14 protein-coding genes are annotated in these 15,540 nt (G+C 51.8%); 7 read left to right on the plus strand and 7 right to left on the minus strand.

Features of this window, described 5'->3' with window-relative positions:
* Positions 1–282: 282 nt before the first annotated feature.
* The 5 genes from NJF35_RS01390 to NJF35_RS01410 all read right to left on the minus strand — a co-directional run bounded on the left by NJF35_RS01390 (position 283) and on the right by NJF35_RS01410 (position 3,890).
* Positions 283–603 (minus strand): hypothetical protein, encoded by a 321-nt coding sequence (locus NJF35_RS01390; RefSeq protein ID WP_253090603.1) that lies wholly within the window; start codon positions 601–603, stop codon positions 283–285.
* A complete protein-coding gene (trbL, locus tag NJF35_RS01395) occupies positions 600–2,207 on the minus strand; it encodes a P-type conjugative transfer protein TrbL (RefSeq protein ID WP_088851989.1) in 1,608 nt (535 codons plus the stop codon). The genes NJF35_RS01390 and trbL overlap by 4 nt, the downstream gene beginning before the upstream one ends.
* A 192-nt stretch (positions 2,208–2,399) precedes the next feature.
* Positions 2,400–3,188, minus strand: a complete 789-nt coding sequence (trbJ, locus tag NJF35_RS01400) for a P-type conjugative transfer protein TrbJ (RefSeq protein WP_088851987.1) — start codon at positions 3,186–3,188, stop codon at positions 2,400–2,402.
* A 265-nt stretch (positions 3,189–3,453) separates the two neighbouring features.
* Positions 3,454–3,678, minus strand: a complete 225-nt coding sequence (locus NJF35_RS01405) for a hypothetical protein (protein WP_088851986.1) — start codon at positions 3,676–3,678, stop codon at positions 3,454–3,456.
* A gap of 2 nt (positions 3,679–3,680) precedes the next feature.
* Positions 3,681–3,890, minus strand: a complete 210-nt coding sequence (locus NJF35_RS01410; protein WP_253090604.1) for a TraC family protein — start codon at positions 3,888–3,890, stop codon at positions 3,681–3,683.
* 649 nt (positions 3,891–4,539) lie between these two features.
* Between NJF35_RS01410 and NJF35_RS01415 the strand changes: the two genes are divergently transcribed.
* The 5 genes from NJF35_RS01415 (at position 4,540) to NJF35_RS01435 (ending at position 8,261) form a co-directional block, all read left to right on the plus strand.
* A complete protein-coding gene (locus tag NJF35_RS01415) occupies positions 4,540–4,800 on the plus strand; it encodes a hypothetical protein (RefSeq protein ID WP_253090605.1) in 261 nt (86 codons plus the stop codon).
* A 329-nt stretch (positions 4,801–5,129) separates the two neighbouring features.
* On the plus strand, positions 5,130–6,158 hold the full coding sequence (locus tag NJF35_RS01420; RefSeq protein WP_253090606.1) for a nucleotide kinase domain-containing protein: 1,029 nt from the start codon (positions 5,130–5,132) through the stop codon (positions 6,156–6,158).
* Between the two features lie 85 nt (positions 6,159–6,243).
* Entirely contained in the window at positions 6,244–7,062 is an 819-nt protein-coding gene (locus NJF35_RS01425) for a nucleoside triphosphate pyrophosphohydrolase family protein (protein WP_253090607.1), read from the plus strand.
* A 60-nt stretch (positions 7,063–7,122) separates the two neighbouring features.
* Positions 7,123–7,620 carry a TIR domain-containing protein gene (locus tag NJF35_RS01430; protein ID WP_253090608.1) on the plus strand — a complete coding sequence of 166 codons (498 nt, stop codon included), beginning with the start codon at positions 7,123–7,125 and terminating at the stop codon, positions 7,618–7,620.
* A 2-nt stretch (positions 7,621–7,622) separates the two neighbouring features.
* Positions 7,623–8,261, plus strand: a complete 639-nt coding sequence (locus NJF35_RS01435) for a hypothetical protein (RefSeq protein WP_253090609.1) — start codon at positions 7,623–7,625, stop codon at positions 8,259–8,261.
* Positions 8,262–8,318: 57 nt separating this feature from the next.
* Here NJF35_RS01435 and NJF35_RS01440 read toward each other — a convergent pair whose 3' ends face one another.
* Positions 8,319–10,643, minus strand: coding sequence for a patatin-like phospholipase family protein (locus tag NJF35_RS01440; protein WP_253090610.1), 2,325 nt, complete (start codon positions 10,641–10,643; stop codon positions 8,319–8,321).
* Positions 10,644–11,950: 1,307 nt separating this feature from the next.
* On the opposite strand from NJF35_RS01440, the gene NJF35_RS01450 reads away from it, so the two are divergent.
* Both NJF35_RS01450 and NJF35_RS01455 read left to right on the plus strand, forming a co-directional pair.
* The gene (locus NJF35_RS01450) at positions 11,951–12,121 is read left to right on the plus strand and encodes an acetyltransferase (protein ID WP_225787252.1); all 171 of its coding nucleotides are present in this window, start codon (positions 11,951–11,953) and stop codon (positions 12,119–12,121) included.
* A complete protein-coding gene (locus tag NJF35_RS01455) occupies positions 12,121–12,519 on the plus strand; it encodes a type II toxin-antitoxin system death-on-curing family toxin (RefSeq protein ID WP_225787253.1) in 399 nt (132 codons plus the stop codon). The genes NJF35_RS01450 and NJF35_RS01455 overlap by 1 nt, the downstream gene beginning before the upstream one ends.
* A gap of 253 nt (positions 12,520–12,772) precedes the next feature.
* On the opposite strand, the gene NJF35_RS01460 is transcribed toward NJF35_RS01455, so the two are convergent.
* Entirely contained in the window at positions 12,773–15,448 is a 2,676-nt protein-coding gene (locus NJF35_RS01460) for a membrane-targeted effector domain-containing toxin (RefSeq protein WP_225787254.1), read from the minus strand.
* Positions 15,449–15,540 lie beyond the last annotated feature (92 nt).

Raw genomic sequence — 15,540 nt, forward strand, 5'->3', positions numbered from 1 at the left:
GCCGTAGAAATTGATCAAACCGCAGCGTATGGCCAAGCAGCGATGCGTAATCAATGGGGCTGAGACAAGTCCGTGCGTATTACTAATGGCGAAGCCCCCGTGATGAATTGTCTCCAATAGCCGCAAGGGCGGTATGTCAACGCGGAGCGCTGTCCATGGCTCGCGCAGCCCTGGTACAGGGCGGAAGCTTGTTTGAGTCCTAAGCTGGGTATACGAAAGGAGGCGCGCTGTCTGGCAAGCAAGCCCCGCGCTGAGACGGGGCTGCGTGGGACTGGTCATCGGTCACAGCTTGTCGCGCTTCTCATGTTTCGCCGCTTCCTTCGCAGCTTGTATAGCCGCTAATACTTGCTGGTTCAGACAGGCGCTACTCTTGCTTCCCAGCAGAGGAAGACGATTGATGATCTGCGCCCCGGCAAACATGTGATAGGACGCCGACAAGGCAAGCGGGCTTACCCGAAGCTGCAAGGCTGCATATTGGCGATCCAGCTTATCGAGCTGCGGCCCGTAGCCTTTGCTGCGCAGCCACCGACCGAGCGCCCACATGCCGATGGCCAACGTCGAGGCGAGTACTACGAATCCAGCAAACATAAGGATTTCTCTCATGGTTGTTTCTCCGATTGGTTGTTCGCGGTCATGCCGGGCAACTTGAGTGATGCGAGGCGGCCGGGAGTAGAGCTGGTGTCAGAGGCCGGACGGATGACATTGGATTCTTCTTGTGTGGATTTTGCAGCTAACTCCACTTCATTGGTCGGAGTGACCGAACCGTTACCGTCAGGAAGAAGTGCTGGAGATCCTGCGCCAAGAGACAAGGCATGTGCGTTCTCCATACCCGGCACTGACATCGAGGCCATCACACCGAGCATTTTTGCTCCAGCACTGGCCGCTTGGGAAAGCGTGTTATCGGAGCCGATGGCCCCGCTTTTTGGCGTAGCGGGCTGTTCCTTGTCATCATTTCCCTGCGCCGGTTTTCCGGCCTGTTTGGCGGCCTGCTGTACGCTGCTGCTAGGTTGAGAGGGAGCTGGTGATGGGGCCCCGTTGGCGGTGCCGCCGCCAACCCGCGAACCGGCGGAGCTAGCACCCTTGGTAGCAGCGCTGCCGCCAGTACTGGTGCCAACGCCTGCTGATGAAGCCATGCCCCCTGCGGAAGACGCCACTTCCCCGGCCGAGCTGGCACCAGCAAAGCTGGAGTTGATGGCACTGGCTAGGCCGCCACTGGCCCCGGCCGCACCTGCACCCGCCCCGGCTGCACCAAGCGTGCCGGCCGCCGCTGGAGCCGCTGCACCGGCTGTTGCGATCGTGGCCATCGCCGCCGCTGCACCAGCCGCACCGGCCACTGCCATTCCACCTATAGTCGAGCCGCCGCCCATTGAGGTGCCGCTAATCATGCCGCCGATTACGTCAGGAATAGTTTTGGTGAGGTAACAGCAAACCAAGGCCAAACCGACCATCGTCATCAATGACGCTTCGTCATTGGTATAAGCGGACAACCACTGTTTTGCCGACTGTACGATCAGGCCGACAATCAGGGTGAGTACAAACAGCTTGGCGCCAATCGCAACGGTGAAGCGCATAGGTGCAATCGCAAAATCTCGCGTCCATTGTGAACCGCCGAAGCCGAGGAAGAGCACCGAAGCATTGATGATGACGTAAGATTCCACGAGCGTCACAAACATGAATGCAGCGATGAAGGCGAAACATGCCAACACAAGGATCGCGCACACAGCGATCAGAAGCCCCTTGGCTGGAGAGAACACCGAAATTCCCTTCACCATGGTCCGACCAAAATCCAACGCAACTGCCAGCATATCGCCGGGTTCTAATGCTCGCCCGAGACCGCTCGCTGATGCCGCCGCGTCGCGGAAGCTATCGACAATGGCTGTCGACCATTCCACCGAGTACTTCATGACTGCGAGGAAGAAACCGATTACCAGTACGAAACGCAGCAGCTCGCCGACAATCTCGCCGAAATCAGCTTGCTTCATAACTAGGGGCATGAAAGTCCAGATGAACTGGGTCGAGGCCAGCAGCCAGAACAGTCTGATCGCATAGTCATACAGCTTTCCTGACCACTGGTGCGACTGTTGCAAAACGAGGTCGAGTAGGCCCTGGACGGATGTATCAGCCTGGGCAAGGTCAGTCGAGGCAATAGCATCCGCACTAACGAACACGCTCGCCAAGACGAGTAACAAAAATAGGCGACGATCCATAGCTAGTACCCTTTGACGCCGCCGCGAGTGTTCGGGCGCACTTCAAACGAGGCATCAGCGTCATGCTGTTGCCGTTGTTGCTCGGTCATCGCAGTACATGCGCTGTCGCTGTGAACGACTACGGTGAAAATGGAACCGACCATTGCTGACCCTGCGCACATCAATACTATGAGCCATCTTGAAATAGTCATTTCAGTACCCCTTCACGCCGCCGCGTGTGCTTTTGCGCGCTTCAAACTGCTGTTCGGCAGCTTCGCTAGCTGCCTTCCGGTCCCCTTCCTGAGCTAGGTAGTTGCCCTGCATGTTGATTTGCGTGGCAACGAGATCGCGCAGTTTTTGCAGTTGCTGCACGTTCTGCGATGCGATTTCGTTGCCCGCCTGAATCGCCTGCATCCTTCCAGTGGCATTTTGCGAACGAGCCATCATGCGTTCGAGCTGGGCATCTTCCGATTCAAAAGTGCTGGTGTTTGTATTTGCTGCACCCAAAGCGCTCCTAACGTTGTCGCGACCTTGTTCAGACCACCTTTCATAACGATCCCGCGTCTGCACCTCTCCAGAGGTAGCCGCTTGAGCTAGATAGTCTTCGAAACCGGGATAGGCTGTGTTGAACTGCGCGTCCATGTTCTGAAATTGACGGCCGAGTGCTTGTGAACGCTGATAGATGTTCACCACGCTTTTCAGATCGGCGGCGATGCTACCAAACATAGAATTGGGTAAGCCCGAGCCCTGAGTGAGCATATTTTGGTACTGCTGGATTTGGGTTTGGAGTTGCTCAGCAGTGTTCAAAGCTGTGTTTACCTGTTCGGCGTACTCGAACATTTGCTGGTAAAACGTTGAGCAGTTTGAGCAATAGATGGCATAAGCCGGGCATGGTGCTATGTAGAGACTCGAACTAATGCATAAGCTCGCTACGATAAGCCTCACGCTTCGCCCAAGATTTTTGGCGGTGTACGCCGATAATTTCCCCTGTTCTGGTTTCATCTTGAATTCCTCGTTTTGTCATCATCCGAAGCTCAATTATTCACCCATATGGTCAGCTTATGAATATGCGGATAGCTTTCTATCCGCATACAAATCAAAGAATCGAGTCCCGAAAGTATCCCGAAATCAAAACGGTTTCGGGCGGAGAAAACTGATTTTATTGAGGATTTTAGTCTTGCGGGGGCGATCATGTGGTCGTCTGACTTAGTGTGAAATTCAAGGAAAAAAGCCCACCGAAGTGGGCTTTTTGGCGATAACCAAGTCGTCAGTGGAGTGCGCAGTAGGGGTTTGGTGTGCGATACATGTCACGCTCTGCTTCAGGAATACGCAGTGTTTCGAGCTGCCATTCTTCAACTAGAAAAGCCAGCTCGGCCGCAAGACGTTGGGCTGTTACAAACTTCTCCCTAGGGCGCCTGCTGGGTCGGCCTAGGCAAGCTTGCAGCTCGTTGAGTTGATTTGCCAATTCGGTAATGCGATGAGCTGTCTTCATGGTCAATTTCCTTTGCTTATCTTTTCGACGATTCTATTAAATTCCTCTCGGACTTGATCATCCGTAAGTTCAAGATTAACCAATCCTGATTTTATTGCAATTCTTCCGATTCTTTCAGCAGCCTCGTTGTCGAGTTTTGCAAGACGAGCCCTAGCTGTTTCTAGTTCGGAAAGCGCATCAGCCCTGCGTTCTGAAAGGGTCTTTCTAGCCAATTGGTTTCTCCTTTTGGTGCCTATCTAATGCTCTGATTTTGCTGCGGTCTGTAAGAATTCTAGCGGCGCCCGAAATTTATGACCATATGGTTTTTTTCTTGCGCAGGGCAATGTGGGCGGTACGGGCATCGGAAATTTTGAACGGTTGGTTTGCACTTCTTCCGCTCTTTCCGATGATTTCACTCTGATGGTAAATTGAAGGCAATTGAAGGAAATCTAAGGCAATTCCGAAGAGGGTTAATGCAGCTCAAGGCAACTTTAGGATAATTAGAGAAATTAAAGGAAATTGCTTACGAAGTTGCGTTGCTAAAGGGGGAAGTAGCGTTGGATTTATTTGAATTGCACTCGGCTGGACGGCAAGATGTGTGTTGTGGGTCCACAGGCTGCGCCTGTTCCCCGCAACACCGCCCCTTACTCACCTTCGGTTCGACGGCATCTTGCTCTGCGAGGCCATCGTCGCTGCCGCGACCGAACATCAACAGCCCGATGCGGCACCAAAGGAAAGGCGCGCTCCTGCGCCAACTGGCTGTCGCTCCGGTATGAGCGAGAGACGAATGACAAAGGAGCAAAAGACGACCTACCGCACCTGTCCTCGACCGAGTACATCAAGGTTTCGTGACGGTGGATGAACGCGCCGAGTTGGTAGAGCGTGCCCCTCAAAGGGCATGTCTCAGTCGGCGTCCTGCTAGCTGTTATATTGAATGAGCCAATTCGCTCGGTTGTTGACCTGCAAGCATTGGCCGACTTGGGCAAGGTCACTGTCGACCTTCGGAGGATGGCGGGCATGCTAAAATTGTGGCTGTCAGCAAAGAAAGGCATGGATGCCAATACGATTGAGGTGCAGCAGCTGATGAACGATTTTAGACTATTGCAAATCGACATTTTTGCAGCGATGAGCGTGGTAGTCTAGGGCAAACGAATAGGTTGGCGGGCTTAGTGAGGGCATCAAGGGATGAGGTCAACTGAATCATTGTCTCTATGCGTCGGTGACATAGGTATCTCCTATGTGCATGGTCAGTTTTTATTGCCCGACTTAGTAGCTAAAAGAATCAATTTGCCTGTCCGCTTCGAGCAGGAAATGAAATCATTGCCACGCAAGTTTCTAGATGAAATGTGCGTTGGCGAGTGCGCGAAGGTGGAGATAAAAGCGTGAGGTTAGCCATTGAGTCTGACGGCGAAAGTTTTGAGTTGAATTCAAGTTCGCTAGTTTGGAAGGCAGGGGAAGTCAGGGGCTTAAGCGTGACGCCTGTCTACAAAAGTTACTGGAGATTTGCAGCGGAACGGCAAAGAGTTTTTAGAAAAAGATTGTTTTCTGAGGCTTCGCCTTGGACTTCTGATCCAATTATTGGTAGCTACAAATTTACGAATGCGTATCGTGCATCAGATCGTGTAAGTCAATATTTAATCAGAAACGTTATTTATCGTTCGGATCTCTGTGATTCGCCTGAGGAAGTGGTTTTTAGAATTTTATTGTTCAAGTTTTTCAATAAAATCGAGACTTGGGAACTATTGGAGCGAGAGCTTGGCCAGGTCAGCTATCGGAATTATAAGTTTGCAGACTATGATAGAGTTTTAAGTCAAGCTATGCGAGCAGGGGGGCGAATATACTCCGCAGCATACATAATGCCGCCTGGTAGCTCTGCATTTGGGTATTCAGCCAAGCACCAAAATCATCTCAAGTTGCTTGAGCGAATGATGGAGCAGAAGTTGCCGAAAGTCTTGAGTAAATTGCCTAACATGCAGCAAGCTTTTGAGCTTATTAGGAGCTACCCTACAATTGGTAATTTTTTGGCTTATCAGTTTGTTACGGATATAAACTATTCGGAAGTTACTGCTTTTTCGGAGATGGAATTTGTAGTTCCAGGTCCGGGAGCTCTAGATGGTTTAAAAAAGTGTTTCGGTGATGGAGGCGGACTTGGAGGGGAGCATCTTATCCGGATGATGGCTGAAAACCAGCAGTGCGAGTTTGAACGCTTGGGAATCAATTTTGAGTCTTTGTGGGGGCGACCGCTTCAGCTCATTGATTGTCAGAATATTTTTTGTGAAGTTGATAAGTATTCTCGCGTTGCGCATCCTGATATTTCTGGTGTGTCTGGCCGAACCCGCATAAAGCAAAAATTTAATGCTACTGCTCCGTTGGATATGCCGTGGTATCCACCGAAGTGGGGTATTAATGAAAGAGTCGTAGCAGAGTTCAAGGCGCTTGGACGTTCTCGAGACCATAAGATCTGTGGCGACAGACAAGGACTATTGAATTGGGAGAGTTGAAATGGACTTAAATTCTTACCAGAGGTTGGCTCAAGTGAGTGACCGCGTTCCTTTGGGGAGCACCGGGAACTCAGGAGCCGACTTTATGGTTCCTCTGTTGGGGCTGGCGGGAGAGACTGGGGAGTTACTTAGCGAATATAAAAAACATTTGCGTGACGGCGAATCCCACCTGCTATTCAAGGACAAAGTGTCTGAAGAGCTTGGTGATTTGCTGTGGTACATAGCAAATGTTGCGGAGAAATTCAATCTAAAGTTGGAGGATATTGCTCAGAAAAATCTTGCTAAAGCTGATGGGCGCTGGGGCAAAACTGACACAAGCGAAGTGATATTCGACGCTGGATATCCAGAAGGTGAGAAGTTACCAAGACGTTTCGAGATAAAACTAGGCGAGGTGATGGTTGCCGGTAAGCCAAAAATTCGCATGCTTCTAAATGGTACCCAAATCGGTGACGAACTAACAGACAATGCTGAAGATCCTGATGGGTATCGTTTTCATGATGTGTTTCATCTTGCATACATCGCAGTATTAGGGTGGTCGCCAGTACTTCGCAGCCTAATGAAGAAAAAGCGAAAAAGCGATCCTGCGGTTGATGAAGTACAAGATGGAGGCCGTGCTCAGGTGATTGATGAGGCGGTGGCAGCGCTCGTGTTCGATTATGCAAAAGAGCACAAGTGGCTTGAGGATGTTAATGAACTAGATTATAAGCTATTAAGAACTATTAAAGGTGTTACTTCTCTTCTGGAAGTAAAGGCGCGTTCCATGGGGGAGTGGCAGAGAGCTATTATTTTAGGTTTTGAGGTCTGGAGGAAAGTTCTTAAATCAAATGGAGGGGTGTTAGTAGTTGATCAAGACTTAAAAACAATAAATTATGTGAGGGTTTTGGAGGAAGCTGAAATTACATAGTTTTTGCTGCATGCAATTGCGATCTCGGTAGTCGTTATTCGTAACAAGGAGAGTTAAGTGATGAGTAAGTCTGGAAGTCGTAGGCATTTGTTCATAAGCCATCATCATCGTGATGATGCACTAGTTGATAAGTTTACGAGGCTGCTTGGTTCAAAAGGGTGGGATGTTCGCAATAGTTCTATTCGGGCTAAACCTGCTAACCAGGCTCGGCTCGACAAGGGAATGATTAAGGAATCGACAATCAAGCGACTGTTGCGTATGAAGGTTTCTTGGGCTTCCACGGTGGTGGTCCTGATCGGACAGCAAACTCACCAACGCCCGTGGGTAAATTGGGAAATAGACCAAGCGCACGCACAGGGAAAACGAATCGTGGGGGTATATGAGCAAGGAGGTAAAGAGTCGGATATACCCGCAAGCCTAGAAAAATACGCCTCAGCAATAGTGGGTTGGAATTCTGAAAGTATCATGGGCGCTATAGATGGCGGTGAGAATACGTTTCAAAATCCCGACGGAACTACGCGTGGTACGGTCAATGCTGCAGCAAATTCCGAGTGCTAGCAATGGCTAATGTATTCATGTATGTAGTGGACCGTGATTTTGGTTTTGCCCCCAATCCATTCCACGGTCTGTGTACGCTAGCAACTTGCAAGCCTATTACCAGGAGGGTGGCAAAGGTTGGCGATTGGGTAATCGGAATGGGAGGAGGGAGGCTAAAAGCCACAGGTAAGTGTGTCTTTGCCATGAAGGTTTCTCGCCGTGAAACTTTTGATTCCTATTGGAGTAATCCGGATTATAAAGATAAAAAGCCTCTGCGAAATGGCAGTAAAAAAATGATTGTTGGTGATAATATTTATTGGAGGGAGAATGGCGAATGGCAGCAGCTTAATTCTCATCATAGTTTTCCTGACGGTTCGCCAAATCCTCATAATATAAAGAATGATACTCAGACAGATGCTGTGCTGATTTCTGAGTATTTTTATTATTTTGGTTCAGGTGCTGTAGAAATCCCAGGGAAAATTCTTTCTGATGTTGGGTATGTGAATGGGAGAAGCCATCGTAAATTTTCGCTCAACCGAGCTCAGCCACTTATTGAGTATATCGAGAACGGGTTTGAGCGCAATATATTGTATGGTGATCCTTTCGATTTCGAATCGGCAAAGTCACGGTATTCGGCAGAAAACAATAAGGTGACCGCCTGAACCTTGTATGGATATTTGGGTTTGACTTGCCCGAGCTCTCACTCGGGCATTGCATTATTAGAGCTTGTTAATGGGCTCAAGCATGTTTTTGGCTAATTGGCTGAACCATTCGCTAACATTGCTAGGAGCTATATTTTTGTCTAATAAAGCTTTAGAGAATACGCCTTCAGCGACGTGTACCCCAAGTTGTCTATAAGCTTCAAACTGCTCCTCTGTATAAAACTGATCAAGAGTGGATTCGTGCGGAAATTCGGGGCTTATGGAGCGGTATCTCTTGAGCAGTTCTGTTTCGTCACCGGTTAAGGATAATTTGAGATATAGCATTAGCCCAGTCGCCGCTGGTTTTCCTGGTCCAGCTTCGGGATAGTGAACTCTAAGGAGGTGGGAGTGAGTTCTACTTAGTGTTGATTTTGGGTCAAGTCGTATGTCGTCCAGTCTCGGCTCAAGTCGTACACCAAAATCAATCTGTGCATGTCTAACTAGTGTGAGCTGCCCTTCGAAAGTCGAGCGCGGGTCGGCTTCCCCATCGACACAAACTATGAATTTGCAGCGACGGCGCAGCAGCTCGTAAAGCCCCATGTTCTCTATATGGCCGCCATCCGATAAATTTAGCCAAGGATTTTTTTCATTCATGCCGATTCCGGTCATTTCCCTAAGTAGGCATAAAAAGCCGGGTGAATCCTTACTTGCAACTTTTGGATTGCTTATCCAGTAGCCGAGCCGTAAATTCAAAAGCGTCATAAGTGCAGCGAGGCTAGAGACAGAGTTAGGCCCCATCTGCGGCGATACGGCGGCACCAGAGATGGCCATAGCGGTTGCTAAATCCACCAATTCACCGTTACTTTTCCATTCCGGTGTAGGTGAATACCCTGTCGCTGCTGAACCACACCAATATTTCGAAAAGATAAAGAAATCACCGCGGCGATCCCTGAGCGTTCGATTTTTGCTCGAAGGTAAATTAACTGTCGCGTTGATTAAATGATATGGTGATTTGTGATCGTTATTAATATTGTCTAATGGTAGATTCTCAGAGCTTGAGTCAGTTTCCACAAAGGTTTTAGACAGCTGGTCTCGATAAAGTTTGTGTAAGCCCGTCAGATTCACGTTCAGGAAAAGAGAAATACAGCAGCAAATAGTGATAATAGCTAGAAGTAAATTCTGGCCGCTGAGCCACTCGAATAAGAAGGGTGTGTCGGTGTTACCTATTGTTTTGAATGTATAAAACAATCCAATTGATACTAGCGGAGTCGTGACGGCAGCCAGGATTAAAGCGTATTTTTGAAGGATGTTTTTCGCATGTAAGTTATTGAAGATTGGAATGAATTTGGCAATCAGTGGGGCTGAAAATATTAACGCTGCTAAGTAACTTGAGATTTGCCAGTTTTTCGAGGTTAATACTCCCAGCGAATCATATCCTTTGCCAATGACGAAAGCTGCTAAAGCCACTAACATGGAGCTTGCACCTATGGCCACTATGGCGCTTCCAGCTTTGGCTCCCCACCCGAAGCGTAGGCCAATACCATAGGCTATTATGCCAACAATGCTTGACCCAATGGAGATCCCTGCGATAGCTAGCCAGGTGTTTGATGACGATATCGTAGATACGTAGTTGCTAATGAGCGCTATCAGCGCAATTGTAGCCACTGGGGCACTTAGGTTCAGGATTAGTCCGGCCATGGCTCCTGTAACCATCATCCATCGCTGTTTTAGGTTTGATGCGCTGAGATATTTGGCATTTTGTCTTATATGGCGGATAGGATCTGTATCTGGGCCATATGGCTTCCCTATTGACTCATAATCATTTTTATCGCTTATAGTTGAAGTAATAAAGCTGCCTGTATATCCACCTCCCGAAACGGTTGATAGGTAGTCGAAGTCTTTCATCAGTTTTTTCTCTGAAAGGACTTGTACGACTCCAAGGCAAAATGTTGCAGATCGTATGCCACCTCCAGAAAGAGCTAATCCTACAGCGTCGGTGTTCTCAGTAGTACCTATTCCGTAGTTTTTTCTTCTTGCTTTAATTGCAGAAGCTTCAGAGGCGTTTATAGCCTGAAAGTTAGGGATTTTTCCTGCTGCGTTGCTCGGTATGCCGAACTCTATCGGAGTGAAGCAGTCCTGCAGTTCAATATCATCTATTACTTCTGGGGCGTTTTCGTCAGGGTAAATGTCACCGTAAGCCATCAGCTGAAGCTGTTCACAGAACTTAATCAGCTTAATTCTTAGTGCACTAAGATCTATACGGAACTCATTAGCTCCGTCTTTTGAGTCCAATATCCCAGCCTGATGCGCCCTATGCCATTTTGCCGTTACGGGACGAAGTTCCGTGTTCAGCATGTTGGTGGTGATTCGCGAGAAATCTTTACAGCCGGGATAGGCTTTCATAACCCCTCGTGCTAGTCCAAAGATTTCCCAGAGACTCTCCAAAGCTCGTGATTCAATTCCATACTGGTACGGGAGTGGCTGAACTGCAATGCGTGTCCTGAGCTCAGAAAGCAGGGAGTGTGCGGCCAACTGGTCTGGACTCAACGGTGACTGTACGATGGTCATCCCTAATCATTCATCCTATGCCGGTTATCTTCGGATGGCTTTTAGCCTCTAGCCCGCAGCTTACTAGCGAGGCAGGAATCTGGCGAGAGAGCTAGAGTAGGTAGCACGCAGGGACAGGAAGGAGCGCTGCTCCCCGATTCATTACAGGCTTAGCGAGATGAGAGACCGACGACATGACGAGGTATTGGCTGAAATCTTCCGTACCGACCCCCTCTATGCAGCAGCATTGCTCCATGAGGTTCAGCGGGATGGCTGTGAAGCTGAGCTGGAAGTTCTATTGCGTCAGTTAGCGTTGGCGTTCCGAAGAGATGGAGCTGAATTGCCCCCTTCTCTAGGATTAGAAAATAATCAATAATTCAATGGTATTTCTGATGGTATTTAGAGTTAGAAGGCACCTAAGTGCTTGAAATGGTTGGGTTATTTTTGCTTTTTGATAATAGAGTGGGAGTGATCCCGCGTCCGGCATAGACCGGATCAAACGGTAAAAAAACACCCCGGAAGCCCGCGTAACTGCGGGCTTTCGGCGTTTTTGAGGTGGGGTATCACACCCGTGGCTTCAACTCCGCACCCGCTCCGCCGCGCCACCAAGCAGACCCTCAACCCCGACACCCCAGTGCCCACCAACATCCATCACGACAGCGGCTCATCAAACATGGCCCAAGCCCATAGAGCCGCCAAGGATGGACAGCGCAGCCGTCCACAGCACGCTCAGCGTGAATCCGGTGCTTGCCACTGCATCAAGCTGCCCTCCAAGCTCGCCAGTCAGGCGAATGCACCTGTCGCTACCACGCACTGCAACCACAGGGTGGGCAGCATCCTTAGCGCTGCCTCGGAATGCACATGCTTCTGCCACAGCGTCGCCACCGCCGGCATGCCCGGCAGCGGCAGGCCATAGGCCCATGGCGGCGCGTTCCTCACGCCAACGCGTCGTGTGCACCAGCACGACGCCCAGCAGGCTGATGAACAAGTGGAAAATAAATCAGTCCCCTTTTTGCCTCGATCGGTCAGGAGCGGTCGCCGACAGGCCAAAAAAATGCCGGACAACCTCCTCTGTACCTTAAGTCGACGGCTCGGTGCGTCTTGCCTCCTCGTGTGCTACCTTGCGAGTAGAAATTGATCAAGCCGTTTGGGGTACCCAAGCCATGAACCACAAGCTGAACACCTATGGCGTATCCATAGTAGAAAGGCCTAAAATTAAAGCCACCAAGAAGCTGGATTTGGGCGGCGACTTGGGGAAGCAGATCGTTTATTCAGAAACCAAGCTCGCTCTCAGAACTCACAGGAAAACCTTTCAGAAGCTGGCTGACATGTAATGGAATTGATCTTCTTTCCATTTGAACGTGTCATTGAGATAAATACTCAAATCTTGACTACCGAGCCCGGCATGAAGGGGGCGGTGAGCATTCCGATCTTGCAGGGCGCGCTGGCCCGAATCGACAATGCGGTCGCCTATGATGGCCTCGACGATGTGTTTGAAATTGCCGCTAAATACACAGCCAGTATCGCGCGAGGCCACGCACTCCCTGATGCTAACAAGCGCACCGGGCTTGCAGTCGGCTTGGAGTACCTTTCGCTCAATGATTATGAAATAACCTTAGACAATGATCTGCTAGCGGATGCCGTTAGGGATTTGGTTACTGGCGATATCAACGAGCATGATTTCGCCGATATTCTCTACTCCTCTTTCATAGCTTCTCAAAATCAGGCGTAGTGCTAGGAAGTCCTTTCAGATTCACTGTCTTGATTCGTTGTAGTCACGATGGGCAATAGCCGCTTATATGGTTTTTTTATTCTATTGATAATGAAGTGGAATCGGCGTTGACCGGTCCCCACTGGTGAGAAACATCCAAGAAGCCCGCATGATTGCGGGCTTTTGGGTTTCAGGGCGTACGATTCGCTGGAGTGCCATGGCGGCACTCTGACGCGAGTTGTCGCCATGGCGCTCAGGGGCAGGGCCGTCGTACCTACATCCAGGGGCGAAGGAGAGGAACTTGCAGGAGCAGGTCGTTCTTGACGAATAACGGCTCCCCCTCCACCTCCTCCCAGAAGCCGGGATCGTTGCCAATGCCGCCTGCCTGGTCGATCTCGACGTCTTCGACCCGCAAGCTGATAACCCCCTCCAGCTCGCTCAGGCCGGGAGTGCCCATGAAGGTATTGGCATGGGAGTTGCCCGCGAGGGCGATCCATTTTCCGGCCCCGCGTCGCGTCTGGTCGGCCTCGATGACCACATGGGCGAAGTAGTTCATCATTTCCTGGCGAATGGTCGAAGAGGGCTGCACGTCCCAGGCTTGGACGTACGAGGCAAGGCAGTCGATGGCTTGTACGCGTACGTTCTGCCGGTGGGCCTCGTACAGCACGTTCTTCATGGTGTGGGGCGTCGATTCGGCGAGGGTGGCTTGGGCGTCGAAATCCTCCACATAGGCCTTGAGTTCGGCCGACAACATCCCGGTTCGGTTGAACAGGTCGAGATCGACCTGGTGGAAATCGGTCGTGAAGTGCTCCATGTAGAGTACATCCACCCCCTGTTTCTTGAGTTGCCGCATGTTCTTGATCAAGAGCTGCTTGGCGCCGCGTTGGGTATGTGACTCGCCGATCACCAGACCGTCGCTTTCCTGGTAAAGCGTGCGGATGATCTCCTTGTTTGTGGCTGTACTGGGTAGCTCGGGAATCGTTGGGCGGGCAGGGGCGTGAAACGAAGAAAAGAAGCCCTGTGCGTCAGCGGCCAAGCGGTCGCGCAGTTGCCTATAGACCGAATAGGGATGGCCGCTGTCGGGGTCTTCCAGGGCGAGCCTCAGGCCGCCTCTGGTCGCAGGCGCCAAGGCCGGACGCTCGATTTCCGCTACGTCGTAGGGGGTGGGGGCCAGGGGTGGCAGGGCAGGCCTTGGCCGTAACCGGCCCCATGCCTTGAGCAGGAACCTCGGTATTCCGCCGCCCTTGAGCCCTATGCTGTCGATAGGTTGCCAGCGGCCTTCGGTATCCGGGGCAATGGGGATGCTGCCTGAGAACGCGTAGGGGTTTTCTGGATCGATGATGACCCAGGTATCCAGTTCTCCGACGAAACGTACCTGGTAGACGAGGTCGCCAACCATCGCGTACTGCTTGCCGTCCTGTACCAGGATGCCCTTGAACGGTGCGTTTGCCGGGGCATTGCGCAGGATATCGTTGCTTTCTAGCGTCTGCATCCGCTGTGCGAGATCGCTCGGCCTGAAATCTTCCGGAACCCAGGCCTGGATCTCGTCCGGGGTGGCGGGATCGAGTTCTTCGCCCGGGGGCTGGTTTTCCTCGGGGAGGGTGACCTGTTCGCCGGCTTCCTCGATGGGGGCCAGCTCGCCCGTGGCGTTCACACCGGCGGCAACCAGGAAAGTGGCGTTGAACAAGGTATTGATGCCGGCGAGTATGGCCCCCGTGACGCCCGCCTGACGCTCGGCGGTGGTGTGGCCGTTGATCGCCTGGTCGATATCCAGGCCTGTCTCGGCCAGGCCTGCGCCGACGGCGGCCAGCGCCACTGGCCAGTCCAGGGCGGCCATGGGGCCGAAGACCTTGGAGAAGGCCCCTAGGTAACCGATCCACAGCTGTTTGCGCAGGTCTGCGTTGGAGCGCAAGGCGAAGTGAGCATCTTCGAGCATGCGCTGGCGAGCGGCATCGCGCAGGTGGCTGAAAGCATCCACGTGCAGCGTCGTGTCCTGCGTGTTCAGGCCATCGGGATGTGCGGCGTCCCACTGGCACCTCATGACATCCAGCAGGTGACCGAGCCCCATGTTGGGGTCATTCTCCTTTTGGCTCGCCAGCGGGAAGTGGCCCATGAAGCGGACCTTGCCTTGCGTTTCCCGGGTATTGGCCAGGACCCACGCATGAAGCTCCCGGTCACTGGCGAACAGTTGCAGCGCCTCGTCTTCACCTGGCAGGTAGAGCAACTGGCAGCCATCACTCATCACCACCCTGAGGATATCGCTGGCGACGTGTCCGCCTATGTCGAAGGTGCACAAGCGTACCTCTGTCGAGGGCACGACCTGCTGGCGCAACTCCTGTAGGGAGGCAGGCCAGGTCCGCACGCCCGTCAAGGCCTCGGTGATCTGGCGTGCTCTCTTGGCCAGGCTACTGTGGGCGTCATGTGCGCAGGCTTCCAGGACCTTGCTCAGGAACATGGATTTGGCCAGGGTTCGGTAGTCATCGGCATGCTGTGCCCAGAAGGCATCGAGGCGTTGATGGAAGGCACTGCTGAAATCGATCTTCCAGAACGCCTCGAGTACGGCCTTGGGGGCCAGGGGGACTTCGTTGCGTTCATCGTAGGCTTGGGCCCCTGGGCCTGAGGTGTAGAAACCTGTGTAGTTGCCGAGCAGGTCGGCATTGTCCTGCTCGGCCGCGTCGAAGCGATGCATCACCAGCTGTGGCAGGGTCAGCGATTGGTAGGGCTTTTCATGATGCTGCCAGCCATTGAATGTGCGGGGGCTGCTGGAGGCGGTATGGAAGCGATGGAAGTACACCCGGTCGGGATCCAGTGCCGTGAAACCATGTTGGGTCAGGAGCGCTTTGGCGATATCCCGGGCCATCTGGCGCAGGTCGGGGCAAGAGGTGCTTACCTGGGTCGCCATCAGGTTCAGGGTTTGGTGATCCTGCTTCTGCCGTTCGGTAAAGATCATGAGCGTACTCGCGGTGGTTCAAGGGGCGCACAAGATGGTTGGAACGGTCGTGGTGGGGGTGGTACTTAATGCTGGATGCGACATCGCGTCCG

Source organism: Pseudomonas guariconensis (assembly GCF_024127895.1).
Lineage (GTDB): Bacteria > Pseudomonadota > Gammaproteobacteria > Pseudomonadales > Pseudomonadaceae > Aquipseudomonas > Aquipseudomonas guariconensis_B.